Genomic DNA, 26,075 nt, shown 5'->3' with positions numbered 1-26,075 from the left:
CCGGCAGTTGGTCTTCAGCTCTCGGCTTCGCACAGTGGTTGTGCGTCGCGTGACGTCAGCGCGTCGTACCCGTCGGTGCGATCCGTCTTCCGGCGCCTTCACGTCTGGGAGACTTAAGCGCGGGACAGACCGGCGGGGCCACGATCTCCTGCACTGGCGTGGATGGTCACCCGGGGGCCGCCCGGCGAGAGCGCCGTCAGCCCACGGTGGAAGGCGGACCCCGGCACAGCCGTCCGTGCGCTGGGGACCGCGCTCCGGGCCCTGCACGAGCGGCTGCCCGTGACCGACTGCCCCTTCAGCTGGCCGGTCGACCACCGCTTGGACGTCGCCCGGCGCGCGGGCATCGAGGTGCCCGCAGACCTACCCGAGGCGCCTGAAGGGTGTCTTTATTGCCGTATGGTGGTTGACCTGGAGCTTTGCGATCGCCCACGTGTGGGCGTGATCAGTGATCGTGGGTCTGCGACTGCTTTACCTGATCTTCTGTCGACTACTGGGCTGCTTCCTGTTGCTGGGCCGCTCGACCGCCGCGAACAACGCCGAGATCCTTGCCCTTCGTCACGAGGTCGCCGTGCTTCGCCGACAGGTCCAGCGGCCGCGGCTCTCATGGGCTGATCGTGCCGTGCTCTCCGCTCGCGCACGGCATCTGCCACCCGTCTTACGTCGCCATCGACTGGTCACCCCGGGCACACTGCTGACCTGGCACCGCCGTCTGGTGCGCTGGAAGTGGCGCCAAGCACCGGTCAGACCCGGTCGTCCACCATTGCCGGAAGAGACGGTCGCGCTCATCCAGCGCCTGGCGAGAGAGAACCCGACCTGGGGGTACGTCAGGATCCAAGGTGAGTTGCGTCGGCTTGGTCATCGGGTCGCCGCTGCGACTATCCGACGCGTTCTGCGCCGCTCCGGTCTACCGCCCGCACCGCAGCGCGCATCCCAGCAGACCTGGGGTTCCTTCCTCCGTTCACAGGCCCACACCTGCTGGCTTGCGATTTCATGCACGTGGAGACCGTCTTCCTCAGACGTCTGTATGTCTTCTTCGTCATGGAGATCGCCACCCGGCGCGTTCACGTCCTGGGTGTCACCGCCCACCCGACCGGCGCATGGGTCACCCAGCTCGCCCGCAACCTGCTGATGGATCTCGAGGAGAGGGCTGAGTGCTTCCGGTTCCTCATCCGGGACCGGGACAGTAAGTTCACCACCGCGTTCGACGCCGTCTTCGCCAGCAACGGCACAGCCGTCATCCCGACCCCGCCGCAAAACCCCCGTTCAAACGCAGTCGCCGAACGATGGATACGCACAGCCCGAGCCGAATGCACCGACCGCCTCCTCATCACCGGCGAACGACACCTGCGCATGGTCCTTACCACGTACGCGGAGCACTACAACGGGAAATGAGCACAGTTAGCACCCTCCCACTGATTCCGGTGTACACGTCATCCAGGACTTCAGATGGGGCTTGCCGCATCATACGAGTCGGATCTGCCGGATAAAGGACTGTGGCGTGAAACGTATTCATCATGCGGGCCATCATGATCAGACGACCGGAAACTTGAGCAAGGCTATATGGACTAGGAATGCCATCGCCTCGAAGAGAGCGGTCGCGACTGATCATCTTTTCCAGAAACGCCTCATAGATGAGCCCCCGACGTTCATCCAACGTGCCGGAGCTATAAACATCCATCTCCCCCACGCCGGAATATGCCATAGCGGCCACCCCCATCATGAGGGGCGTCGTGAGCAGGCGGGCGAGCTCTGGATCTGCTGCGGCAGCAGCTCGCAGTCCCTGCAACCTGGTCCCCGCCGCGTCAAGGAAAGCATGTACCACCCGAACAGGAATGGACTGGACGGTTACCGCCCCGTTAACAGTCAACCGCTCAGTAAGGCGATCGTAATCTGCGGCTCGACATGATACGGCAATTCCGCACTGAGGGTATCCGTCAACAGAAAGGAACCTGTTGATCTGGGCAACACACTCCTCATGGCGTTCTGGGTTCACCTCATCCAGAGCGTCGAGGATCAAGTAGATGCCAGCTTGAGATAATAGCGTACCCGTCGCATCGGGCGATACTCGGTAGCGCCGCTGGGCCTCCTCTATGATCCAATCTTTCATGGTCTCACCGCGCCAGTTGGTCAGCAGCAAGAACACGGGAACAGGGGCGCCTTCATCTGCCTGCGCCTCATCGATCAACGCTGCTGCCAATTCCAGCATATGCACCGTCTTACGTGCACCCGGCGAACCCAGAACCAGTAGCTGCCGACCGTGCTGCTCAAAAACATCTCGCATCTTAGTTCCTTGCGGCAGCGAGGTATCCGAAGCTGAGGTGAGCCGTCGAGAACCCCACGGGTCGTGGACCGCTGCTGGCGAATCCTCAAGACCGAGTTCAATCCGGACGGCGTCCTCCCATCGATGGTCAATGTCTCGGGTCCATGCGTGGTGCACGCGGTGCAGGAGGGCGGACCGGACACGTTCAAGGTGCTCTGGACTGATCTCAGGCTGCGAGAGGGGCGCCTGTGAACGAAGGTACCGGATATAAATGAAAAGTGCGGCCAGAATTAAGGTGACACCAGCTCCCACTGCCAGATTACGAGGCTTTTCACCGAAAACAGCCTTGTAGATATCCGGTAGGAGTCCAGCTCCAATCTCTGCAGCCAGAAAAAGCACAAACGCGGTGAGTAGCCCCCCTGCGATCCAGGTCCTGTCGCGCTGCCTCGGTCGTCCAGGTTCCAGAATTCATGCCCCCGCCGTACTGTCGCGTCGGCCCCACAGGATAGCAACACACACCTAAGGTCTAGAGGTCTCTCTCGGCTCATCCCGGGTTCTTAGTCGGCGCAGGCTGTCCTCGGACCAGCGAAGAAGCAAGCTTCAAGCAGTCACTGGGTTGTCTGGGGAAGCAACGGCACTGCCGAACAAACGGGCTCTGCCTTGGTGGCAGGGGCTGTTGCATGATCGCCATCTGTCCGGAAGACCGGGCTGGTCCGGAGTCGGGGTGGACGTCCCGGTTCGGGCAGGGGTCGAACGCAGTGCAGGCACGGTCTCGGTGATCATGTGAGTGTCGAAGTCCCATGAACACTTGGCGAGTCCGTGCCTGCTCCTGCATCTTCCCCCATGCTCACCGCGCTGGGCCAACTGGCCCAGACTTCCGCGCCGGCCCCACTGACGGACGCGGTCTGCCTGTCCGGCTTCCTGGACCTGGTCCCCGACCCACGCGGCGTCCGGGGCCGTCGCTATCGGCTGACCGCGCTGGTGGCCGCCGCTGCGGCGAGCGTCCTGGCCGGCGCCCGCTCACTCACCGCGATCACGGAATGGATCACGGACGCCCCATCCTGGGCCTGCCGGGCCCTCGGCTTCCCCGTCGACCCGCTGACCGGCACGGTGTCCGTTCCGCACCCCCACACCGTGCGCCGTCTTCTCGTCCAGCTCGACGGCGACGCCCTGGACCAAGCGATTGGAGCCTTCCTCACCGCCCGCGCCACTCCCTCGCCCGCCGGACTGCGGGCGATCGCCGTCGACGGCAAGGCCCTGCGCGGCTCGCGCACCGCCACGACCCCGCACGTCAGACTGCTCGCCGCGATGGACCACACCGGCCACGTCCTCGCCCAGCGGCAGGTCGCCGACAAGAGCAACGAGATCCCCGCCTTCAAGCCCCTGCTGGACACCATCGACCTGACCGACACGGTCATCACCGCCGACGCCCTGCACACCCAGCACGCCCACGGCGCCTACCTCCGTGAACGCGGCGCCCACTACATCGCCCATGTCAAGGCCAACCACCCCGGCCTGTTCGACCGCGTCCGCCACCTGCCCTGGCGGGAGATCACGCTCGACCACCACGAGCGCACCCGTGCCCACCACCGCACGGAGATCCGGCGTCTGAAGACCACCGCCTTCGCCCACCTCGACTACCCCGACGCCCGCCAGGCCTCCAAGTCGTCCGCTGGAGAAAGGACTTCACCACCGGCAAACTCACCATCGAACGGGTCTACCTGATCACCAGCCTGCCGCCCGGCGTGGCGACCGACGTCCAGCTCGCCGCCTGGATCAGAGGACATTGGAAGATCGAAAATCTTCTGCACCACGTCCGCGACCGAACGTTCCGCGAGGACGACTCCAAGATCCATATCGGCCGTCTCCCGCGTACCATGGCCAGCCTGCGCAACCTCGCCATCGGCGTCCACCGCCAGGGCGATCACACCAACATCGCCGCCGCCCTACGCCACACCGCCCGCGACTGCCGCAGACCCCTGACCGCCCTCGGCCTCACCGGATGAACCCGGACAGAAAGCGATCATGCAAGGGACCCTGGCCCCTACCCCGTCGCGATCACGCCCCGCACACGAAGAGGCCCCTGCTCATCGAACAGAGACTCCCTTTGCCGCAACGCACTCATACACGGACGGCCCGCCGGAAGCAGAGCTTCCGGCGGGCCGTCCGTGTATGAGTGCGTTCAGCGAACCTGTCGGTGATCCACCGGATCAGGTCACTTCCCGTAGTACGCGTTGTAAAGCGAGATCGTCGACTTGTTGCCCTTCTTGTCGGCGATCTTGGCGTGGAACGAGATCCCCTTGCCCTTGGCCGGGTTCGTGACCGCAATCTTGCCGTTCTTGACGGTGACCTTCTTCCAGGTCTGGCCGTAGTCGTACGACACGTACACCGACAGGGACTTCAGGTTCGAGCCCGCTGCCGAGCCCTGGACGGTCACCGGGACGGAGACCTTCTTGTCGGCCGGAGCCCTGCTGTCCAGGCCGACGGCCGCGTCGAAGCGGATCGAGGACGCGGGCAGCTTGGCCAGGTCGGCCTTCTTGGAGCGGAAGGTCCAGCTGGCGTCGACGCGGGTGGAGGCCGCGGCGACCTTGACGCTGCGCTTGACCGAGGTGGTCAGTTTGTAAGCGGCGTCACCGGCCGGAACCGTGAAGATGCCCGCCCCTTCCAGTGGGTCGCTGTTCGAGCCGACCTTGGCGCCGTTGCGATAGAGGGTCGTGGTGACCGACGAGTAGAGCGAGGAACCGGAGTGGGTCTTGCCGTCGGTGAACACCGGCAGGTAGCCGTAAATGCCGTTGCCCTCGCGGTAGATACCGAGACTTGAGCCGACACGCGGGCCGAAGACGGCCGTGTTGAAGGTCTTCCCGTAGCTCTTGCCCGCCTTCAGGGTCTGCGGGGTGCCGAGCGTGTAGAAGGCCTCGACGATCGGGAAGCCGGACTCGTCGACCCCGCCGTGCTGCTCGAAGTCGAGTTTCCACTTCGCCCCGCCCGCGGTGGACAGGCGCAGCGTGCGCGTGCCGGGCAGTTTCTGCTGGACCCCGGGTGCAAAGGTGCTTGTACTGCCGGGCAGCTCGCCCCAGGCGTAGATCACGCCCTTCTTACCGCTCGACGAGGCGCCCAGACCGGTCTTCACCGTGGCCAGTTCACTCGCCTTGTAGCGCTTGGTGTAACCGGTGGCGAGTTGCTTGACCTTGCCGCCGGCGAGGGTGTCGTACTCCTCGGCGGGCTTGACCCAGTGACCGCCCCACTGCTGGTACAGGCTGCCGTCGGTGATCTGCGGGCCGGCGTGCGCGGTACGGAAGTTGGCGTACGAGTCCAGCCACCAGCCGTACGAGTTGCTGCCGTCCGGCACGCCGACGGTGTACAACGGCGTAGCGACCTCCGACTTCGCCGCCGCGTCGGGCACGGTGATGTCCACCGGCTTCGCGGTCCGCGCGTCCACCGTGATCGTGGCCTTCTTGGTGATGCTCAGCTTCGGCTGCGTCACCCAGTCGAAGCCCTTGGCGGGGTCATCCGGGTCGACGTGGACGGCCGAGTTGAAGATGTAACCGCCCTTGGGAAAGCGGACCTTGACGGTGCCGGACTCGTCGTAGGGCGAGTACCACTTGCCCTGTGCGAGCCCGGTGACACCGTCCAGTTCGGCGTTGTAGTACTTCGCCGGGTTGCCGTCACGGTCGATGAACTTGAGCGTGACGTCGTACGACTCCACCTCGCGCTGCACCGTCGCCGCCGTGCGTACGCTCTGGCCGCCGCCGGTGGCGGTCACGTACGCGGAGTAGGCGCCGTCGAGCGTGCCGCCCTGCTTCGTGTTGACCGTGAGGTCGGCGGAGGCCGAGCCGCCCGCCGGGACGGTCAGCGTCTTGGTGCCGAGCGTGAAGAAGCCGGCCGGTGCGGCCTGCCCCTTCGGGTCGGTGGCCGTCACCGCGAGGGTCAGCGTGACATCGGTCTTCCCGAGGTTCTTGTACGTGACCTTGTCGGTGACCGGCTTGTCGTCGGTGTGCGGCCACTGCTGGAGGCCGAAGCTCACCGACGTCGGGTCGGCGACCACGGTCTGCTTGATGGCCTTGTCGACCTGGATCCGGCCCGAACCCTGCTGGAACGGCGTGTACTTGCCGCCCTTCGCGGAGCCGGTCAGCGCACCCTTGAGCTGGGTGTACGTCCAGTCGGGGTGCTGCTGCTTCAGGATCGCCGCGGCGCCCGCGACATGCGGGGTGGCCATCGACGTACCCGAGATGCTCACGTAGCCGGGCGGCTTCTCGCCGACCTCCTGGGCTATGACGCTGCCCGGGGCCGAGGCGGCCGTGGTGTCCACGCCGGGTGCGGTCACGTCGGGCTTGATCTGCCCGTCGAGGCCGGGGCCCGTGCTGGAGAACGAGGCCAGCTTGTCGGTGTCGTCGACGGCGCCCACGGTGAGCGCGGCCTCCGCGCTGCCCGGGGAGCCGATCGTCTGCTCGCCGGAGTCGCCGTCGTTGCCCGCGGCGATGGCGAAGAGGACGCCCTTCTCCTTGGACAGCTTGTTGACCTGGGCCTCAAGCGGGTCGATGTCGGGGGTGTCCCCGCCGCCGAGGCTGAGGTTCACGACGTCGGCGCCCTGCTCGACCGCCCACTCCATGCCGGCGAGGATGCCGGAGTCGTCGCCGGAGCCGTCGTCGCCGAGCACCTTGCCGTTGAGCAGCTTGGCGCCCGGTGCGACGCCCTTGTACTTGCCCGCCGACTTGGCTCCCGTACCGGCCGCGATGGACGCGACGTGCGTGCCGTGGCCGTACTTGTCGGTCGCGTCGGGGGACGTGGAGAAGTTCTTCTCCCCGACCACCTGCTCCTTGAGGTCCGGGTGGGTCGCGTCGACACCGGTGTCGAGGACGGCGATCTTGACGCCCTTGCCGTTGTACCCGGCGGCCCACGCCTTGTCGGCGCCGATCTGCGGAACGGACTTGTCGAGGCTGGCCTTGCGGACCCCGTCGAGCCACACGTGGGCGATGCCGGAGGCGGTCCTCGCGCCGCCGGACGGCGTGTCGGTGACCGCGGCCCACAGGTCGGGCGCGTCGCCCTTGGGCGTCAGCACCGCGTCCGCGTTCAGCGACTTCAGGGTCCTGCGGACCTTGGTGTCGCCGGCCTCCCGGACGTCCGCCTTCGCCGCGGCGGCCGTGCCGCTGTAGCCGACGATCAGCTTGAGGCCCTGCTTCTGGGCCTTGCGGTTGGCCGACTTGTTGAGCTCGGTGACGTCGAAGAGCCGCTGGTCGAGTCTGCCGTCGGCTATCAGCCGTGCCGCGTCGGCCGGCACGACGAGGGTGTGCCCGTCGGCCTTGCGGATCTGGACGGGTATCCCCTCGCGGCCCTTGGCCCGCTCCAGGCCGATGACGCGGCCCTCGGCGTCGACGACGACACGGTCGCCGGTGATCAGGGTGACGCGGTGCTTGGGCGTGGTCTGTACGGCCTGGTCACCGGCCGTACGCTCGGGCTCCGCCGACGCCGGGCTGGTCATGCCCGCCGCCAGGGCCACGGCTGCCGCCGTGGCGATCGTGGCCGCGCACGCTCTTCTCACTTGTCTGCGCAAGTCTCCCCCTGGAGGCTATCTGAGAACTTGTTGTCTTCCGGGTGTAATCACTGGGTTTCTGCTGGTCAGGCGTAAATCTTCCGCCGACCGCTTCGCCATCGACGCGGTGTTCCTCATGTCGGCTCGTAAGGGCAAGGGTTCGCTTTCGCTCGCCCGCTCGGACCTCCCCATCGCTTGTGGCGTGATGATGGCCCGTCGTGCCCTTGAGCTTGACCAACTCGGCTCAGCACCCCCGCGTCACCGCAGACGCGCCCGAGGCTGGGGACCGCCATCGGTCACAGGCCGGAGCGGTGACTGACGACGGGCGCGTGCGGGAGGGGAAACCGTCCTGGCCGCGGCGGGGGCACGTTCAGCAACGGACATCGGTGGCAGGGCCTTTCAGTAGTGGCGAAGAGACTCGGCCAGCATGCCGGGACCTCGTTGACCGGATGCTGATCCAACCTGACCGGCCGATCAGGAAGGCGGGCCGGCGCTGTGCGAGGCTGCACCGCATGCGCATCCTGGTGGTCGAAGACGAGGTGGACCTTGCCCACACCCTGCACACCGGTTTGACCGCCGAGGGCTACAGCGTCGACCTCGCCCATGACGGCCGGCAGGGACTGTGGATGGCCCGGACCGGCGAATACGCCCTTGTCGTACTGGACTTGATGCTGCCCGGACTCAACGGCTACAAGGTCTGCGCCCAGTTGCGCCGGGAGAACAACGCGACCCCCATCCTGGTCCTCACCGCCAAGGACGGGGAGTGGGATCAGGCGGAGGCCCTGGACACGGGGGCCGATGACTACCTGGCCAAGCCCTTCTCCTACGTGGTGCTCGTCGCACGGCTGCGGGCCCTGGTCAGACGAGCCGCCACGGTCGCCCCGCCCGTCCTTGCCGTGGGCGACCTCTCGTTGGATGTCGCCGGCCGGGTCTGCCGCCGGGCCGGGGCCCGGGTGGAGCTCACGCCCAGGGAGTTCGCGGTGCTGGAGCTGCTGGCCCGCCGGGCGGGCCAGGCGGTCTCGAAAACGGATCTGCTCTATCACGCGTGGCCCGACGAAGCCTGGGATCCCAACCTGGTGGAGGCACGCGTCAGCGCGCTACGCAAGAAGGTGGACGCCGCGTTCCACCGGCAGTCCCTGCAGACCGTGCGGGGTACCGGCTACCGACTGGTGGATGACCGTGAACGCGACTGAGCCGCGAGGCCGCTGGTGGCCGACCGTGAACGCGACCGGGCCGCGACGCCGCTGGTGGCCGCGTTCGGTACGAGCCCGCACGGCCCTGGCCGCCGCCTCGGCCGCCGCCGTCATCCTGGTCGGCATCGGCTGGTGGGTACACCACGACGTCTACCGCGAGAGCACGCAGATCGCCGAAGGGCAGGCGCAGGCACAATTCCGGGCTCTCGTCGATCAGGTGGAGGAGGGTGTGGTTCCTGTTCGCCGAAGCACTGTGCCGTACGAGGTCGTCGCGACCGACCGCCGCGGTGCTGTCGCCTACGGCGGAGGCATGGAGGAGTTCGATCCCGGCACCCGCCATGTGTTGCCCGCCCCGCCCAAGGCCGAGTTGCCCGCCCCACCAGATGACGAGTCGTCAGGCTGGGGCTATACGACCATTCCCACGCGCATGCCAGCGCGCCCCGACTCCGAGCCCGGGGACCGGTTCGGCAAGGACGGTGGGACCTACCTGGTCATGTACCACGATGTCAGGGCCGATGAACTGAGCAGCGACAGAGTCGCCGCTCTGGGTGTCGCCGCCGACGCCCAACTGCGGGTCTATGTGGTGGTGCTGCCGCACGCAGCCGAGGACATCGCCGAAACAATCACCGAGGCCACCGACCGCCTGCTGCTGCGAGCCGGGCTCGTCAGCCTCGTACTGATCGCCGCCGTCGCCTACTTCGCCGTCCGCATCGCGCTGCGGCCGGTCGAAGCCATCCGCGTCCTCACCGCCTCGGTCACCGCGAGCGACCCCCGCGAACGCGTCACCGTCCCCGCCACGGGACACGAGATCACCGCCCTGGCCACCACCATCAACACCACCCTCCAACGCCTCGACAACGCCGCCGCCGAGCAACGCCGCTTCGTCGCGGACGCCGCCCACGAACTACGCAGCCCCCTCACCACACTGCTGGCCAGCCTGGAAGTCGCGCTCGCCTACCCGGAACGTACCGACTGGCCCGCCGCGGTCACCACCGCCGCACGACAGACCCGCCGCCTCCACGCCCTCGCCGAGGACCTGCTGCTCCTCGCCCGCCTCGACACCCGCACCCCCATGGCCGGCCGCGACACCGTCGACCTGGCAGCCCTCGCCTCCCGGCTGACCGAGCAATACCCCCTCGCCGAAGGAGGGTTGACACTCACCTGCGACAGCACCGCCCCCGCCCCCGCGCACGGAAACCCCGACGAATGCGAACGACTACTGCGCAACCTCATCGACAACGCCGCCCGCCACGCCGCACACCGCATCCACATCACCGTCCGGAACCAGGACGGCTGGGTCGACCTCACGGTGCACGACGACGGACCAGGCGTGCCCACTGAAGACGCCGAGCGCATCTTCGAACGCTTCGTCCGGCTCGACGACGCCCGCTCCCGCGACCAAGGCGGCACCGGCCTGGGCCTCGCCATTGCTCGCGACCTGGCCCACCGCCACAAAGGCACCCTCACCCTCACCCCCCGGACCCTCGGAGCATGCTTCCAACTACGTCTCCCCCAAGCCCCAACCCCAGCCGAGGAATAGCGCGCTTCACCCAGGCAGCACTGGCCACCTGATGAGACACCGGTGGTCGGCCCAGCGCAAACGGCACGGGCGCCGCCAATTGCATCGGATGCGAACTGGCGACAGTTGCTGTGTCGGCACCGGCGAGGGCGGACAACACCTCGCTGAACAGGGATGTCCGGAACGTTGCGTCGCGCGACGGTAGCGGCTGGCGAGACCCGATAGTCAGCCGCTGTCACTCGTCCGGATGGACGACTGCGGTTTCGCTGTCGCCTCGCATTCGATGCGATTTTCTCGCATCGGATGCGAGCTACGGAGAGGGGTGGACAGTGAGGTTCAACGGGACGGCCCGGGGGCGGCGAGACTGTACCTCACGGACGGCGCCGAGGAGCTGTACAGCGACAGCGCGAGCAAGCTGTCCGACGGCATCGGCCGGATCTTCGACGCCATGACCGGATGTCCCACATTCAGGTTCGTCGCGGGCGGCACCCCGATCGACATGGCCTCGCGGCTGCCATTGACCGGCCGCGATCAGCCTCTCGACCACAGCCCGAAGCTGGTCGGCGGTGACGGCCGCGGCATCGTCGGCGGGCCCGAGCCGGACCACGTCCAGGATCTGCGTCCACGAAGTACGGTCCGGTGTCAGCGCGGCGATGAAGGAGTACGGCCAACCCGGGATGATCTGCTCGGCCTCCCGAGAACGGCCGTGGACGTGACAGAGCAGTCGCTCAGGCGAGCAGGCCGCGTCCGAGCGCAGCCACGGGGAGACGTCCACGGCGAGCACGATCCGCCCGTCAAAGCGCGGCATCGGCAGGGAAACCAGCAGGTTACGCGCGGCGTCGGTGTCGATCCTGCCATGGTTCAACGCTGCCCTTGCCGGAAACCTCATCCGCCCTGGTGGGGGGAGGTTCTTCGGGTTTCCCGGAATCTTGGCCGCGGTAGCTCGAACTGGCGCTCTCGCGCAGCTGCTATCAGGGCGTCATGATGATCGATCGTGCTGCTGCGACTGGCTTACCTGGGTGTGTCGAACGCGTTCGCGATGCTTCGCCTGCTGCCGATGACCGACCGGGACAAGGACGCGGAGATCCTCGCCCTGCGCCACCAGATCACCGTGCTGGAACGCCAACTCGGCAAGGAAAAGATCCGGTTCTCGCCCAGCGATCGGGCATTCCTGGCAGCGCTGCTGCACCGGCTGCCACTGCACGTCCTGCGACAGTTACGGCTACTCGTCCGCCCCGACACGGTACTGCGTTGGCACCGCAACCTCGTCAAACGCCGCCATGCCGCCTCCTGCCGACCCAAACGCCCGGGACGGCCCCGCACGGTGCGCTCGATCCGCATCCTGGTGCTGCGCTTGGCGAAGGAGAACCCGAGCTGGGGGTACCGACGCGTGCACGGCGAGCTGCTTGTGCTGGGGGTGAAGGTGGGCGCGTCCGCTGTCTGGGAGATCTTGAAGGAGGCCGGCATCGATCCGGCGCCCAAGCGGAACTCCAGTACCTGGGCCACCTTCCTTCGCTCCCAGGCTGATGCCCTGCTGGCCTGCGACTTCATGGAAACAGTCACCCTGTCGGGGATGCGGATGTACGTGCTCGTGGTGATCGAACACGACAGTCGCCGGATCCGGATCCTGGGCGCCACCACGCATCCGATCGCATCCTGGGTAGCCCAAGCGGCGAAGAACCTGGTCATGGACCTCGAAGACCTCGGCTGCCGGGCACAGTTCATGATCCGAGACCGGGACGGGAAGTTCCCCGAACTGTTCGATGCCGTACTCAAGGACGCAGGGATCGACGTCGTCCTCAGCGGCATCCAGATGCCGAGGATGAACTCGATCACGGAAAGGTGGATACAGACCTGTCGCCGCGAACTCCTGGACCGGACGCTGATCTGGAACCAGCAACACCTCCTCCACGCCCTACGCGAGTTCGAGCAGTTCTACAACGAACACCGACCACACCAAGGCATCGCGAACGCCAGACCGCTGCACCCCTTACCCCCACCGATCCACGACCCGGACACGTTAGCCCGCCTCGACATACGCCGGCACGATCGCCTCGGCGGTATCCTCCACGAATACCGGCATGCAGCGTGACCTGCGCGGATGAGATTTCCGGCAAGGGCAGGTCCAACGGTTGTCCAGGCCGGCCATCGCCAGGACGGCGGATCGTGGTTCCGGGGCCAGGTCGAGCCAGGCGGCGGTCGCGGGGAAGTGGCGAGCGACGGCCTCGAACACGGCAGGATCGGTGAGCGCGCCGCGGGTGGGATCACTCGTGGAGAGCACCAGGCTCACCGCGAAGGTGTCGTTGTCGGAAGGGAAGACGCCGCCGAGCGCGAACGGTGCGGCCGAGCCGGTCTTCACCTGGCCAGGATCACGCGGCCCGTCGGCACGCAGGCGGTACCAGCGGCACAGATAAGCGATCCCAGCGCGGTGACTGTCGACCACGGGCGGGCGGCATCCGGCCGCGATCAGCCAGGCCGGCACCGGCGAGCGACGACCGGACACATCGACGACGAGGTCCGCCTGGTGGACTTCCGCGCCCACCTGCACGCCGGTGACCCGGGGAGGACGGCCCTCCCGGAGGGTGAGCGCGCGCACCCGGCAGCCTCGCCGCACCTCAACGGTGGGTTCCCGCTGCACCGCCGCAGTCAGGGCGGCCTCCAGCACGATGCGGCGGGCGCGCAGGGTCACCAAGTCCTCATCGCCAGGTCGATGCGGCGGATGCTCACTGAACCAGTCGAACTCGTGGTACTCCCGGGCCCCCCGCGTCAGCAGGTCCGTATAGACATCAGGGGCTTCCGCGCGCAACACGGTGCGGACGGGTGCGAGCAGCGAGTGGGGCTGGTTGGCCTGCGGGACTCGGGGCCTGTCCCAGTGGAAGAAGTCCCGGTCCAGGTCGTCTCCGGCCTGCCGCGCGTCCTGCTCGAACAACGTGACCGTGTGGCCCCGCCGGCCAAGCATGAGCGCCGTCCCCAGCCCGCTGATACCCCCGCCGATCACCGCAACCCGCGCCACCGATCTCCCCTTCGCGTCGTGTTGCGGAATGAGCGTACTGCCTGCCGATCTCCAGCCCCGAACCAGCTCGTCCGTCGCGGTGCAGGGGCGAGGCTTCAGGTAGATATCCCACGGCCCCAGCCCCCGGCGCGGCGGTCGGGAACGACATCAAAAGTCACCTGCATTGATCTTGTCTGCCGCCGCGAAACAACTCCGCAAGTCACCTCGAAATGACTCCCATTGAAAGTGGCACAGCCAGAGCCGGGTTGGCCGTGCTCTATCTCAAGATGCGGTTGGGGTCGCTGCCGGGAGCGAAGCCGGCGAGCCTGCTCGGGTTCCGATCGGTCTCCATGTCCTCGTGCCAGCCGACGGCGTGGGTGATGACGTAGTCCTGGTCGTCTTCGGTCTCCAGGATGAGGCAGCGGGCATCGCCGTCGGTGCCGGTGTTCTCGGCCTTGATGCGCTCGACCTCGGCTTCGGTGGCGCAGCGGATGACGAGTCCGTCGTACTCGATCCTGACCTTCATGGCCTGGACGGGCTTGAAGACAACGTCGATGCGGGAGCTGCAGGATCCGTCGACCATGGTCGTTCGAGTGCGCAGCAACAGTTGGCTGTGGCTGATGGTGTAGGCCCAGACGGTGAAGGCCCGGTCGGAGCGGAAGAGCTCGGTTCCCGGGACGAATCGGTCCTTGGTGTTCAGCCAGGCTGGAGTCAGCATGCGCGGATCCTCCCAGTGATGTTGGTGGTTCTCCCAGTTGGTGCTGGTCATGGTGCTGGGGCTCTGCGTGGCATGCCGAGGTTGATCGCCGTGCTGCCGGACGCGCTTCGGTCGATCTGGGCGAGTTCGTCCTCGGCGCTGGCGAGGCTGACTTTGAGTCCTTCGATCTCGCCGAGCCAGCCTTCCTGTCCAGCTTCTCCGCTGTGCTCGCCTCCGGCCGCGTCGCGGCGCGTGTGTCCTGGCCAGCCCGATCTCGGCCTCCTCGGCCACGGGGCGGGCGGTGTCGGCAGTTGCCCGTAGAGTCACGGCGCCAGGCCTGGCATGGACTGGGCGGGATGCCAGTCTCAGGGCGGGTGTGGAGGCGGGAGGGTGTAGGCGTGGGGATCTGGGACGTGAAGAGGGACGAAGCGCGTACGCGGTGGACGTTCACGCCGCCAGAGAGCATCGGTCCGCTCCGGCTTGGAATGAGCCCGGCCGAGGTTGCCGCCGCGCTCAATGACCCCCGTTCCCAGATCGACGGGTTCCCTCCAGGGCAGGAGAACTTCTCCGACGTGGGCGTGAGCGTGTACTACGCCTCCGGGAAGCTGGCGTGCGTCGCCGTCGACGCGCGGGTCGGCCCGCAGATCGTCCTGGCGGGCGTTGCGCTGACCGGACGGGTCCCCTCGGAGACGGAGGCATGGCTCCTCGGCTACGTCGAGGAGCACGGGCTGGACCTGCGGTACACCCACGAGGGCACCCCGGGTTCAGCAGAACTCGGCCTCCTCCTCCGCGTGCAGCGGGCGGGCGACATCCTGCTTACCCGACCGCTCGTCCTGCTGGGCGAGTGGTTGGAGAACTCGTGGGACTGCCTGCCCAGCTCGGAGTGGATGTCCCACTGAGTCCGGCTGCCCGGCGGGCCGGGCGGCGTCCCCGGCCTGAGGTCGCGAGACTGAGCGCCGCACGTTCGGCCGGGTCAGGGAGCGGTGTCGGGGTCGATGCCCTGTGCACGGGCGAGAGCGACCAGAACCCGTTCTATCGTGTCCAGACGCTGGGTGACCGACCGGTCCCCCGTCGCGCCGATGGCGTCGGCGAGTGAGTCGATTGGCAGATCACGATCAGTTTCCCGGGCCGGGTGCCTGCCCGGTTTCAGGGGGCGGTCCAGTCTCGAAACTGGCGGGCGATCCGGGCGATGCCCAGGGAGCCTGCCGACGCATCGTGGACGAGTGCGACCGCGTCCTTCGGGGGGTAGCTGAGGCGGTGTCCGCTCAGGGCGAGGAAGGCTTCAGCGCTGTGCCAAGCGAAGGCCTCGTTCGAGTGCTCCAGGCACGGGAGTTTCACCAGGGTCTGAAGCAGCGCGGCGGCCTTGAGGTGTGGAGAGCTGTAGATGTCACGGTCCATGGCCCGGGCATACATGCGTTCGACGGCGGCGTAGAGCGGTCCGAGGTCGTCGACCTGTGGGTCGCCGGGGAGCCGCTCGACGGCATGCAGCAGGAACGGGACGTCAATGCGGGGTGGCTGGCGAGGGTCGGGCTGGCTCACGCGGCGTGGCCCTGCCCGTGGTGCCCAAGACTGCGGCGGGCTTCTTGCTCCGCGGCGCGCTGTTCGGCCTCGGGGATCAATGGAACCGTGGTTGGCGCTGAGATTGCTCATGGGAGTGCCGGCCGCACACGCTCAGCCACCCGCACAGCATGTCGCACGACGCGCCGCCGGAATCGATCCGGGCGGCGCGTCACAACAGGGCGAACGTTGCTTGATACGGCACTAGGCCCGGAGGTACCCCCAGGTAGTCGCGCCGACGATGCCGTCGGCGCGAATCCCTTCCGCAGTCTGGAAGCGTTTCACGGCGGACTCTGTGGTTGCTCCGAAGTAGCCGTCTACGCCGGTGGAGCCCACCGAGTAGCCCCGGTAGATCAGCAGCGCCTGGAGCTCCTTCACCTTCGCACCGGAGTCGCCGCGGTCCGTGTAGGCGTTGCTGCGGTCGTAGCCGCAGTAGAGCCCCGTGTCGACGGTGGATCGGCAGCTCACCGCCACCGCGGTCGGCGCTTGAGCGGTGGCGGGTGTGGCCAGAGCGGCACTGGCGGAGCCGACCGGGAGCAGGGCCGCGGCCAGTACGGCGGACGCGAGCAGGGAAAGTCTCACGCGCTGAGGCAACTGAGAGTCCTCCGAACGGGGCGGGGCAGCCCGCCGACTGGATTGGTTGAGCGCGAACATATCCCTGTATCGACCGTCAGGGCAGAGCGCACTACGGCGTGCGAGGGAGCGCGCGAAGCCCGGTCAGGAGTACCGTCTCCGGGATCTTCCGTGCTGGTGTCGAAGCTGCGCGTGACGCCTTCTTCGATGGAGGCTTCTAACGCCCGAACCTGCAACGCCACCGGCCCGGGCGAGCTGCTGTTCGCGCTGACGGCCCCGGGATCAGGCGCAGGGCAGGGTGTCACCGGGCATCATGCGGGACGGCGAGGAGTCGGCCCCCGCGCCGCCGACGCGGGTGACGACCGCGTGGGATCGACTGAACTTTACGGAACAGACGAACCGCCCCAGCCACCTCCCGCGCGGTGGGCGGGGGCGGGGGTGCTCCGCACCGTCCGTACGGGGCTCGGCCACCCCTTGGCTGGTGGGGAGGGGCGGGTCGTCTGTTCCGTAAAGTTCGGGGTGCCGGTAAGAACGCTGTCACCAGCCGCAAACGAGGGGTGTCACGTCCGGCGATGTGCGGGGCGACCGCGTCGACGCCGCGGCGGGCAAGAATGTTGCTCTGTCAGTGAGGTAGGAAGGTATCGGGTGGACAGCGACGAGTTGGCATTCGAGAGCAACTTGGATCAGGTCTGGCGGTTCGGCCGCTGGTTAGCTGTGATCACGAGCATCGTCATCGTGGTGGTGATTCCCTTCGTCTTCGGCATCTTCGACGAGGACCGCCTGAGGATGACCGACGATTACGCGGCCATGACCTCGGCCTGCATCGCGGCGCTCCTCCTGCTGGGCTTCGTTGAGCTGCACTTCTACTTGCAATCAGCCAAGGAACGCATCGAAGCGGAAGAGGTGCGGACGAAGAATGGGCCTGGATTGCCTGTGGCAATTACCGCTGCCACGCGCACAGTCGAAGAGAAAGTCGCCCTACGGCTGACCGCCGTAGTTGTCTGGATGCTCACTGCCGTACTCCTGGTCAGTGCGCTGACGATCACATTCCTCTGGGCAGCAATCGACGGCCACGGAGCGGCCCGATGGGCTGCCTGGTACGTCTTTCTCAGTACTGAATGGGGCCTCGCAGTCGTGACGTTCGCGGCCTTCACAAAGGTCCTGTCAGAGATCAACTCAATGATCCTCATGTACAGAAAGGTGTGTGAAAACCGCAGCAGCGTGTGATGTGCCCATCATCAATGTGTCGACACAGCCGCCGACCTCGACGCCTGGCAGATTGTCGTCCAGCGAGAGAAGACACTGCCCTTGCCAGAAACCTCATCCGCCCTGGTAGGGGCCGGTGCATCGGGTTTCCCGAAATCTGGCCGCGGTCGTCTGAGCCGACGCTCTCGCGCAGCTGCCGTCAGCACGTCATGATGATCGATCGTGCTGCTGCGACTGGCTTACTTGGGCGTGTCGAACACGTTCGCGATGCTTCGCCTGCTGCCGATGACCGACCGAAGCAAGGACGCGGAGATCCTCGCCCTACGCCACCAGATCACCGTGCTGGAACGCCAACTCGGCAAGGAAAAGATCCGGTTCACCCCGAGCGACCGGGCATTCCTGGCAGCGCTCCTACACCGGCTGCCGCGGCACGTCCTGCGAAGGTCACGGCTGCTCGTACGCCCCGACACGGTACTGCGTTGGCACCGCAACCTCGTCGCACGCCGCCATGCCGCCTCCTGCCGGCCCAAACGCCCGGGACGACCCCCTACAGTGCGCTCGATCCGCGTCCTGGTCCTGCGCCTGGCGAAGGAGAACCCGAGCTGGGGGTACCGACGCCTGCACGGCGAGTTCCTCGTACTGAGGGTGAAGGTGGGCGCGTCCACCGTCTGGGAAATCCTGAAGGAGGCCAGCATCGACCCAGCACCCGAGCGGAACTCCAGCACCTGGGCCACCTTCCTTCGCACCCAGGCTGACGCCCTGCTGGCCTGCGACTTCATGGAAACAGTCACCCTGTCGGGCATGCGGATGTATGCGCTCGTAGTGATCGAACACGGCAGTCGCCGGATCCGCGTCCTGGGCGCCACCACGCATCCGACCGCCTCCTGGGTAGCCCAAGCGGCGAAAAACCTCGTCATGGACCTCGAAGACCTCGGCTGCCGGGCACGGTTCATGATCAGGGCCAGGGACGGGAAGTTCCCCGAACTGTTCGATGCCGTCCTCAAGGACGCGGGGATCGAGGTCGTGCTCAGCCGCATCCAGATGCCGAGGATGAACTCGATCACGGAAAGGTGGATACAGACCTGTCGCCGCGCGCTCCTGGACCGGACGTTGATCTGGAACCAACGACATCTGCTCGCCAACCTGAGCGAGTTCGAGCAGTTCTACAACGGACACCGACCACACCAGGGCATCGCGAACGCCAGGCCGCTGCACCCATTGCCCCCGCCGATCGACGATCCGGACGAGTTAGCCCACCTCAAGATACGTCGACACGATCGCCTCGGCGGCATCCTCCACGAGTACCGGCATGCGGCGTGACCTGCATGGATGACGTTTCCGGCAAGGGCAGCACCCCGGTCGGACAGGATTTCAACCCTCCTCAGCCCTCACCTGATTTCTACTTACGATAATCCGGCAACGCTCCCCTAACTCCCCGACTCCCACCACTTCGCCATCCAGGGTGTGATTGAATGTAAATTCCAGAAATTCAGGTGCATAGTATCTGTTTTTTATCGGTGTCGCCATCTCGTCAGCCAGAGCAGCCCCAGGCTTAAGAAATTGGTCAATTATATAAGACATCCACTCCGCCGCAAACGGAAATTTACTGCGCCGACTCCATTCCAGGGAAGCACCCGATTCGCCGGGGATCCATTGGCAATACAGGCCAGGCTGGCCGGCAGGGGGCTCATTAATGTCCAGGATATCACCATCCGGCACAACAAGACGTCCAGTTGCAACGGTGGAGTAGGGACCAGAGATACGCGCCATCCTGCGAGTATTCGAGAACCTTTGAAGGTAGAGGACTTCGCTCTCATTCAGTGGCGGCTCAATCGACACAGATCCGATGAAGTTCGTAAACTCACTCATACTATTTCCCATTTCAATGACAGAGGGAGAGGGAGCCATCAACAGCAGTCGAGCCAATTCAACTGCCGTTGACGCCTTCCATAAGATCTGAAGCCACTGCCACCACCTGCTGAACAGTGTTAGTCCTCCACACCATCTCTGCCCCTGAAAAACTTGGCATTCCACCCCAGGGGAGCCAGGGGCTACAGGGATCTTACGGAGTCGCAGCACCGCCAGTCAAAATGGTGAGAGCGATGCCTGCAGCGGTTGCAGTCCCATAAGCAATGCCTTTTTTGATGTTTTTCACCGCACTCGGGCTGGGATTCCAGTCCCAGACTCTGGCCGGGACGGTTCTGGGATAGGGTTTCAACGACGGGTCCTTGGGGCCAGAACTCCTGCGCGTCCACCAGCTTATTGCCCCGTCGTGCTTACCTTTACCCACGAGGTCGGCCCGCTTCTTGTTCGTTGAAACAGTCACCAGGACGCGGTCCTTTTGCACAACATCAGGGGTCACAAGTTGAGGGATGTCGAAACCTGCCTGAACTTGTAAATGTTGCCCTCCTGGGCCGGTTTGGAGAATTCTCTCCATTTTAACATAGTGCGCTACCTCGGCCGCAGCCACCTTCTCATCCTTACCGCGTCGCCCGGACTTTACTTCCCATATGTACAGAACTCCGTCTTTCAGCATCACAATGTCGGCCGAGCCATCGGTTGCACCATTCTTCCCTGCCCCTAAAATCTCGTATTCAGCCTGCACCGTGGCCCCGGGGTTAGTCAGACGTAAATACTCAATAGCGACACGCTGAGCTTCATTGTGCCGCTTGTTGGCTTCAGAGCTATTTATAAGTTCACCTGTACTGCTCGACTGAGCAGTACCCGAGCCTGAACTGCGGCCGGTGCCGTTACTGCTGCCTCGAGGGTAGCGGTCCTCCGGTGGGGCGTCTTTGCCTGCATCGCCGCCATTGGTCGGCATGCAGTGTCCGTTGCCGGGGTCCATGCACAGGCCGGTGGGATCGGAAGCGCTGACAGGGTTTTGGTTGGCATAGCTGTAGCCGTTGAGGGATTGGGCTTGCTCGGGGGTGAGGAGTGGGTCGATGCTGAGGAATTGGCCGAGGGTGAGGTCGTATTCGCGGGCGCCGATGTGGGTGAGGCCGGTGGTGGTGTCGGCGGGTTTACCGAGGAAGGATTTGTCGTCGGGCCAGGCTTGTGGCTTTTGGCCGCGCGGGCCTCCGAAGGGGGTGGTGTAGCGCTTGGTGATGGCGGAGGTGGTGGCGTCCAGGGCGATACTGGAGGTGCCGTGGTGGTCGGCGGCCAGGAAGGACAGTTTGGTGCCGGTGGTCGCCGTGCTGGCGGTGCGGACTGCGATGGTCTGGCCGTTGGCCGTGTAGTAACGGGTTCCGGACAGGGTCTTCGTGCCGCCCTTGACGGTGAGGCGTACTTCGGTGGCGCCGAGGTAGAGGACGGTGTCGCCGTCTGTGCTGGTGGCGCGGCGGATGAGGAGTTCGCCGTCGGCGTCGTAGAGATAGCCGGTGGCGGTGGCGGGCTTGCTGCCAGCCGCGGGTTCCGTGGTAGCGGCGAGTTTGCCCTCGGGGTTCCAGGTCAGGGTCTGGGTGGCCTGGGTGCCGGGGCGGCCGGTGGTGTTGCCGGTCTTGTCGTAGATGTAGGTGCGGGGTGTGCCGCCGTTGGTTTCGGTTTTGGTGAGCGGGTGGGGCTGACCGGTCTGCGTACCGTACGTGTATTTGGTGATGGTGTCGCCGACTGTGGTGTGTTCGGTCTGTTCGCTGCGTTGGCCCGCGGTGTTGTAGTGGTAGCTGGCCCAGTAGGGGGCGGCGCCGGCGAGGTTGGCGGTGGTGCGGCCGGTGGTGGCGCAGTTGGCGGTGGCCGGGGTCCAGGCTTCGGTCATGCGGCGGTAGCCGTCGTAGGTGAAGCACTGGTAGTCGGCCTTGCCGGTGCCGCCGAGTGTCGCGTTGTCGAAGATGGAGGTGACGTTGCCCGCGTCGTCCTGGGTGAACTTCAGCTCCTGCGGCATGTAGCCGTGGACGTCGTCGGTGACGTAGGAGCGGGTCAGGCGGCGGGTGCCGGGCTCGTAGTCGTAGTTGAGGTAGGCCTTCTTCGCCGAGTTGGTCCCAGACATGCCCACGGTCAGCTGCCGCAGATCACCTTGCGGAGAGAAGGTGGCGCCCTGGAGGTATCCGGTGGTGCCCAGGGAGGTGAGGTGCTGGCCGGTGGCGTTGTAGGTGTAGGAGACGGTCTCGGCGGCGAGTCCGCCTACGGCCGGTTCACGACTCTGGCTGATGGTGCCGTCGAGCCGGTAGCCGGTGGTGAAGGCCAGGGTCTTGGGTACTCCCGCCTTGACGAGCGGATCCTCGTCGGGGAGCGTGAGCTCGCTGCCCTTGACCTGGTAGAGGCTGTCGTACTCCGTCACTTTCCGCGTGTACGCCTTGCCAGCCAGGCCCCCGTCATAGCGGACGGCGGTGTCCTGCTGCCCCTTGGCCAGAGTGTCGAAGGTCCAGGCGGCGAGCTTGTTGGCATCCGTCTTGGTGCCACTCCACATGCCCGTCTTGCGGCCGAGCTCGTCATAGTCGTAGACGAGGGTCTGCTTCTCGGCGTTGGTGCTGCTGGTGACCTGATCGAGGGTGTTGTAGCTGGTGGTGGTCTTGCCCTTGTCCGGGTCGTCCGTCTGGACCTGCCGACCAGCCAGGTCGTAGGAGTAGGACCAGGTGGCCTTGTCCGGACCGGTGATGGTCTTCTGCAGACCGCCGGGGGTGTAGGTGAAGCCGGTGGTGGCGAATTCAGAGCCGGTCGGCTTGGGGCTCGCGTATTCGCGCCGCTCGGTGGTCTGCCCGCGGACATCGGTGACCTCGGCGACGCCCTGACCGCCGACGGGGGCGCTGGTGGCGACGGTGTCGCCGGTGTAGCCGGTCTCGGTGGTCCAGCGGGTGACACCGTAATTCTTGGTGACCGTCTTGGTGGCCCGCCCGGCGCCGTCATAGGTGGTATCGGTCTGGACGGGGGCCTGGCTGCCCTCCGTCTGCACGGGTGTGCCCGACGGGGACGCGGTCTCGTCCCAGATGTCCGCCTGAGAGCTGACCGCGAGCCCCCGGTCGTCATACAGGGTCAGGCCGATCAGCCGGCCGCCGACCGGTGTGGGTGACTGGACCTGGCGGGTGCGCAGGAGTGAGTCGTAGATCTCGTAGGTGGTGTTGTACCCGGAGCCGTCGCCTTTGAGTGCGCTGGTGGATATCCAGGGCAGCGAGGTGCTGTTGAGGTGGTAGCCGTAGGTGTAGTTCGGTGTGGTCGGCCACAGGACCTTGGTGTGGTTCGGCAGCCAGACTTTAGTGACCCGGCCGAGCGCGTCGTACTCGCTCTCGGTGATCTTGTTATTCGGGTCGGTGACCTTGAGCGCGGCTCCGGTGGCGAAGTCGAGGGCTGTGGTGGTCTTGAAGCTCTTGGCGTCAGCCACTGTGGTCGACGTCAAGGGGCCGATGCTGGTTGGTGTGTAGGTCGTGGCGGTGGTGGTGTTGTCCAGCGCGTCCTTCACCACGGTGGGCCGGCCCAGCGTGTCGTATGCGGCGGTGCCGGTCTGCTGCCAGGCGGGGGCGTTGTCGGTCCCGTAGCTCTTGGCCCGCCCGGTCCACTGGGCCTCGCCCTTGGTGGGTTTCTGTGACGCGTTCCAGGTGGTGGTGTCGTAGGCGGTGGCGGTGTCGGAGATGATGTCGCCCTGGCGGCTGGAGTCCGCGGGCAGGTCGAGGTCTGTGTCCGGGGTGTCGCAGGGCTGTGCGGTGGTGCGGGTGCGGGAGATCAGCGCGTTGATGCCCTTGTCGTCATTGCGCGCGTACCAGGTGCGGGTGCAGGTCTCGTCGTTGGGCTTGGCGTCGTTGGGCTTGGCGTCGTCGCCGCGGTCCTCGACCGTCTGGGCCATGCCGTAGTCGTCGTACGTGGTGGCCGTGGTCCGCACACGGTCCACGGGGGTGAGGCCGCTGGTGATGCGGGTGCGGGTGTGGGTGGCGGCGGTGCGGACGTAGTAGGCCTCGGTGTCGGCGTACGACTTGTGCTGGGTGGCGGTGCGCTTGGACCACGGGTCATCGACCGTGCCCGTCACCTCGATGTCCCCGTTATAGGTGACGGTCTCGCGGGTGAACCCGGCGTACTGGTCCGAGTCGGTGATGGCCTCGCCCTTGATGCCGGTGACCTTGGCCTGCCTGCGCCTGTCCGGGTCGGGCGTCTTGCCGTCCGTGCCCAGTACGCGGTCGCCGTTCATCCCGCGCAGATAGACGGTGACCGTCTTCAGCTGTGTACTGTCGCGGTCCCCGGTGAGGTGGGTGACTTTCCCGAAGCCGCGCCAGATGGACCAGGTGCGTTCCTTGGCCGGGGTCATCGGGTCGTCGTTGTAGTGCCAGGCACCCCCGCCCTCATAGCTGTAGGTGTGCTGGACCGCCTCTGAGCCGCCGTATGGGTCGGTGGTGGACACGGAGGTGACCCGGTACTTCTGGAACCAGTCCAGGACCGGGTCCTTCTCCCCGTTCGGCGACCAGTACACCGGGTAGCAGCGCCGGGTGTTCTCGTCGACCTTGGGCATCGTCTGCCCGGCCACGCAGTCAGCCTCGGCATAGCTGACGATGGTCTGGGCCCCGGCCTCGGAGGTGACCGTCTTCAGACGCGGCTTGTCGAGGGAGAGGATGTCGTCACTCGCCCCGTCAACACGGTTGGGCAGGAAGACGTGGGTGAACTTCACCGGGTCCAGGGCCAGGTCGCTGCCGCGTTTGCCGGTGTGCTTGATCTCGTCCAGCCACAGAGACTGGTCAGCGGTGTCACCGGTGTCGCCCGGGTCGAGGTAGAGCTGCTTGAGAGTCCAGTTGTCGACCGCGGCGTAGCCGGGGGTGGAGGCGGCGGCGTCCCACGCGTAGGTGGTGATGCCCGTCATCCGCTTGCGGGTGAAGAAGAAGGGGCTGACCGTACCGGTGCACTTGTCGTCGTCCTTGCACACCGCGTCGAAGGGCACATCCGGCCAGTTGTCGCGGGTGTCCTTGGTGAGCGAGTCGCAGCCGGTGCCGGAGGCCAGGCACCGCTCGGCGTAGTCGAAGACGACTTTGTTGGAGGCGGCGGGGGTTGTGGAGAACAGGGCATCCTTGCGCTGGCCGTAGCGGATCTCCTTCAGGTAGCCGCCGCGGGTGTAGCCGGTGCCGGTGTTGTCGTCGCCGAGCTTGTCGTAGTTGTTCTCCTCGGCCTTGTACCAGTAGGTCATGGCGTTGCCGTGGGTGTCCTCGACCAGGTCGAGGCTCCACCGCCAGGCCTGCTTCTTGTCCCGGCCGGAGAAGCTGCTGCCGTCCGCGTAGCCGGGTTCCCCCTCGTCGTCGCCGAAGACCGGAGCGGTCCACACCGATGCGGTGCGGTCATCCGCGCCGGCCCCGTCGAGTTTGTTGAGGCCGAAGGTGTAGACGGTGCCGTCGCCGGTGGTGACGGTCCAGTACTCGCCGTTGTCGTCGCCGTTCTCGGCGCCGGTGTGGTGCTCGACGGTGGATGCGTCGTCGTTCTTCAGCCGCCACCGGTCACTGGTGTCGTCCTTGACCAGCTCGGTGGCCTTGCCGTTCAGGACGAGGGAGGCGTTGTCGTACTTCCAGCAGAGGTCGAACTTGTCGTCCTGTCCGTCGTCGTCACAGGAGCCGTACTTGCGCTCGATGAAGGACGAAGTGAGGTCGAAACCCTCACCGATCGCGGTCCCCTGGTTATTGGTGGACGCGGTACGCCCGTCCACGCTGCCCGAGTCGTAGGAGATCGACAGGTCCGGGGACGGTCCCGCCGCGGCGGGCGGCGTCCGCAACGGGTACGACCAGGTGAAGCTGCCGGACGAGCCGCCGGCCTCCCAGGTAGAGGAGGCCGCGAGCGGCGTGGCCTTGTAGTCGCCGGACCCCGACTTGGTCCCGGCTGCCAGGGCCAGCACCGCTGACTGGCCGGCAGGCGCGGAGGCGAAGGACAACGTGGTCTCGAGACGCCGGCCAGCCCGGTCATTGGTGAAAGGCACGGTCTCGCGGCTTCGGCAGTGCGCTTGTTCAGGGTCTTTCAGTGCGCAGTCCGGAAGCTTCACGATCTGGAGCCGCCCGGCCCAGTCACCGCCGTAAGCGGAAGCGAACGCCGAGTAGTCGACGCTGATCCGGGCTCTGCCTCCGTCCGTGGGGCCCGTGGCGGTGAGCACGACGCCCTTGACACCGAGCTCGCCGGCCGCCTTCTGGTCGAGGACCTTGACGGTGACGGTGCGGGCGACGTGTCCCTTCTTCCCGTCGTTGCCGACTGCGGGTGCGATCAACGTCACCGGGAGGGCGCCTGGTTCCGCGGTGGCAGTTTTCTTGGCGCCGAGTGTGAGTGTTTCCTGGCCCTGCCGGGGCCAGGAAACCGACCGTTTCTGATCCGCCTTCGCCCGCCTGGCCGCGGTCAGGTCGGCGGCCTCGGTGGCTTTAACCACGCGGGCGTTCTTATCGTTCGCCTTCTTGGTCAGCGGGGAGACTGTTGAGGACCGGGGTGCCTTCAGCTTCGGCTTTCCGAGCGGGTCCGGAGCGTCAGCGAAAGCGACCGGAGACAGCAGCCCCGGCACCAGGGCGAACCCCGCTAAGACGGCGAACCGTCTCTCCCAGGATCGTCTCCTGCGTGCCGTGCCGCCTATCCGGGGCATGCCGGACCCGAACTGGTTCATGGCAAGTCTCCT

16 protein-coding genes and 3 pseudogenes are annotated in these 26,075 nt (G+C 66.3%); 10 read left to right on the top strand and 9 right to left on the bottom strand.

The features are described 5' to 3' along the window. Positions 1-445: 445 nt before the first annotated feature. Together ACH4S9_RS15090 and ACH4S9_RS15085 are read left to right on the top strand one after the other, a co-directional pair. Positions 446-850, top strand: a pseudogene (locus tag ACH4S9_RS15090) (integrase); the annotation flags it as partial. 140 nt (positions 851-990) lie between these two features. Next, positions 991-1,392 carry an integrase core domain-containing protein gene (locus tag ACH4S9_RS15085; protein WP_398372116.1) on the top strand — a complete coding sequence of 134 codons (402 nt, stop codon included), beginning with the start codon at positions 991-993 and terminating at the stop codon, positions 1,390-1,392. Here ACH4S9_RS15085 and ACH4S9_RS15080 read toward each other — a convergent pair. Further along, positions 1,358-2,281 carry an NACHT domain-containing protein gene (locus ACH4S9_RS15080; RefSeq protein WP_398372114.1) on the bottom strand — a complete coding sequence of 308 codons (924 nt, stop codon included), beginning with the start codon at positions 2,279-2,281 and terminating at the stop codon, positions 1,358-1,360. The two genes, ACH4S9_RS15085 and ACH4S9_RS15080, sit on opposite strands and share 35 nt — an antisense overlap. Before the next feature lie 822 nt (positions 2,282-3,103). On the opposite strand from ACH4S9_RS15080, the gene ACH4S9_RS15075 reads away from it, so the two are divergent. Then, positions 3,104-3,985 (top strand): ISAs1 family transposase, encoded by an 882-nt coding sequence (locus ACH4S9_RS15075; protein WP_398372112.1) that lies wholly within the window; start codon positions 3,104-3,106, stop codon positions 3,983-3,985. A 20-nt stretch (positions 3,986-4,005) separates the two neighbouring features. Further along, complete coding sequence (locus tag ACH4S9_RS15070) at positions 4,006-4,266, top strand: hypothetical protein (protein WP_385346890.1); 261 nt, start codon at positions 4,006-4,008, stop codon at positions 4,264-4,266. A gap of 209 nt (positions 4,267-4,475) precedes the next feature. Here the strand turns inward: ACH4S9_RS15070 and ACH4S9_RS15065 are convergent, their stop codons facing one another. Continuing rightward, entirely contained in the window at positions 4,476-7,799 is a 3,324-nt protein-coding gene (locus ACH4S9_RS15065; RefSeq protein ID WP_398372109.1) for a S8 family peptidase, read from the bottom strand. Positions 7,800-8,302: 503 nt separating this feature from the next. On the opposite strand from ACH4S9_RS15065, the gene ACH4S9_RS15060 reads away from it, so the two are divergent. Both ACH4S9_RS15060 and ACH4S9_RS15055 read left to right on the top strand, forming a co-directional pair. After that, positions 8,303-8,983 carry a response regulator transcription factor gene (locus ACH4S9_RS15060; RefSeq protein WP_264349527.1) on the top strand — a complete coding sequence of 227 codons (681 nt, stop codon included), beginning with the start codon at positions 8,303-8,305 and terminating at the stop codon, positions 8,981-8,983. Between the two features lie 25 nt (positions 8,984-9,008). Further along, complete coding sequence (locus tag ACH4S9_RS15055; RefSeq protein ID WP_385343936.1) at positions 9,009-10,523, top strand: sensor histidine kinase; 1,515 nt, start codon at positions 9,009-9,011, stop codon at positions 10,521-10,523. A gap of 490 nt (positions 10,524-11,013) precedes the next feature. Here the strand turns inward: ACH4S9_RS15055 and ACH4S9_RS15050 are convergent. Further along, positions 11,014-11,370 (bottom strand): annotated as a pseudogene (locus ACH4S9_RS15050) (transposase); the annotation flags it as partial. Positions 11,371-11,496: 126 nt separating this feature from the next. On the opposite strand from ACH4S9_RS15050, the gene ACH4S9_RS15045 reads away from it, so the two are divergent. Next, positions 11,497-12,594 carry an integrase core domain-containing protein gene (locus ACH4S9_RS15045; protein WP_398372106.1) on the top strand — a complete coding sequence of 366 codons (1,098 nt, stop codon included), beginning with the start codon at positions 11,497-11,499 and terminating at the stop codon, positions 12,592-12,594. Positions 12,595-12,624: 30 nt separating this feature from the next. Here the strand turns inward: ACH4S9_RS15045 and ACH4S9_RS15040 are convergent. Further along, positions 12,625-13,515: pseudogene (locus ACH4S9_RS15040) on the bottom strand (FAD-dependent oxidoreductase); the annotation flags it as partial. Between the two features lie 256 nt (positions 13,516-13,771). Next, positions 13,772-14,263, bottom strand: coding sequence for a hypothetical protein (locus ACH4S9_RS15035; RefSeq protein ID WP_385343773.1), 492 nt, complete (start codon positions 14,261-14,263; stop codon positions 13,772-13,774). A 413-nt stretch (positions 14,264-14,676) separates the two neighbouring features. Here ACH4S9_RS15035 and ACH4S9_RS15030 point away from each other — a divergent pair, with 413 nt between their 5' ends. Then, entirely contained in the window at positions 14,677-15,090 is a 414-nt protein-coding gene (locus tag ACH4S9_RS15030; RefSeq protein WP_398372104.1) for a hypothetical protein, read from the top strand. 247 nt (positions 15,091-15,337) lie between these two features. Here ACH4S9_RS15030 and ACH4S9_RS15025 read toward each other — a convergent pair whose 3' ends face one another. Then, positions 15,338-15,730 (bottom strand): fic family toxin-antitoxin system, toxin component, encoded by a 393-nt coding sequence (locus ACH4S9_RS15025; protein ID WP_385343779.1) that lies wholly within the window; start codon positions 15,728-15,730, stop codon positions 15,338-15,340. A 222-nt stretch (positions 15,731-15,952) separates the two neighbouring features. After that, positions 15,953-16,330: a peptidoglycan-binding protein gene (locus ACH4S9_RS15020; RefSeq protein ID WP_385343782.1), complete on the bottom strand. Its 378-nt coding sequence runs from the start codon at positions 16,328-16,330 to the stop codon at positions 15,953-15,955. 636 nt (positions 16,331-16,966) lie between these two features. Here ACH4S9_RS15020 and ACH4S9_RS15015 point away from each other — a divergent pair. Together ACH4S9_RS15015 and ACH4S9_RS15010 are read left to right on the top strand one after the other, a co-directional pair. Continuing rightward, entirely contained in the window at positions 16,967-17,548 is a 582-nt protein-coding gene (locus tag ACH4S9_RS15015; RefSeq protein ID WP_385343785.1) for a hypothetical protein, read from the top strand. Between the two features lie 201 nt (positions 17,549-17,749). After that, positions 17,750-18,847, top strand: a complete 1,098-nt coding sequence (locus tag ACH4S9_RS15010) for an integrase core domain-containing protein (protein WP_398372101.1) — start codon at positions 17,750-17,752, stop codon at positions 18,845-18,847. 51 nt (positions 18,848-18,898) lie between these two features. On the opposite strand, the gene ACH4S9_RS15005 is transcribed toward ACH4S9_RS15010, so the two are convergent. Then, the gene (locus tag ACH4S9_RS15005) at positions 18,899-19,396 is read right to left on the bottom strand and encodes a hypothetical protein (protein ID WP_311729329.1); all 498 of its coding nucleotides are present in this window, start codon (positions 19,394-19,396) and stop codon (positions 18,899-18,901) included. A 193-nt stretch (positions 19,397-19,589) separates the two neighbouring features. Beyond that, positions 19,590-26,063 (bottom strand): RHS repeat-associated core domain-containing protein, encoded by a 6,474-nt coding sequence (locus ACH4S9_RS15000; protein WP_398372098.1) that lies wholly within the window; start codon positions 26,061-26,063, stop codon positions 19,590-19,592. Positions 26,064-26,075: the final 12 nt, after the last annotated feature.

Origin of the sequence: Streptomyces sp. NPDC021225 (genome assembly GCF_044332865.1) — a bacterium.
Classification (GTDB): domain Bacteria; phylum Actinomycetota; class Actinomycetes; order Streptomycetales; family Streptomycetaceae; genus Streptomyces.
The sequence above is the reverse complement of the archived record's forward strand: the minus strand, read 5'-3'. Positions and strand labels throughout refer to the sequence as shown.

Bases quoted from the DNA above. Each gene is read 5' to 3' on its own strand.
- ACH4S9_RS15085 (WP_398372116.1), top strand. From the start codon at position 991: ATGCACGTGGAGACCGTCTTCCTCAGACGTCTGTATGTCTTCTTCGTC.
- ACH4S9_RS15080 (WP_398372114.1), bottom strand. From the start codon at position 2,281: ATGCGAGATGTTTTTGAGCAGCACGGTCGGCAGCTACTGGTTCTGGGT.
- ACH4S9_RS15075 (WP_398372112.1), top strand. From the start codon at position 3,104: ATGCTCACCGCGCTGGGCCAACTGGCCCAGACTTCCGCGCCGGCCCCA.
- ACH4S9_RS15060 (WP_264349527.1), top strand. From the start codon at position 8,303: ATGCGCATCCTGGTGGTCGAAGACGAGGTGGACCTTGCCCACACCCTG.
- ACH4S9_RS15035 (WP_385343773.1), bottom strand. From the start codon at position 14,263: ATGACCAGCACCAACTGGGAGAACCACCAACATCACTGGGAGGATCCG.
- ACH4S9_RS15030 (WP_398372104.1), top strand. From the start codon at position 14,677: ATGAGCCCGGCCGAGGTTGCCGCCGCGCTCAATGACCCCCGTTCCCAG.
- ACH4S9_RS15005 (WP_311729329.1), bottom strand. From the start codon at position 19,396: ATGAGTGAGTTTACGAACTTCATCGGATCTGTGTCGATTGAGCCGCCA.
- ACH4S9_RS15000 (WP_398372098.1), bottom strand. From the start codon at position 26,063: ATGAACCAGTTCGGGTCCGGCATGCCCCGGATAGGCGGCACGGCACGC.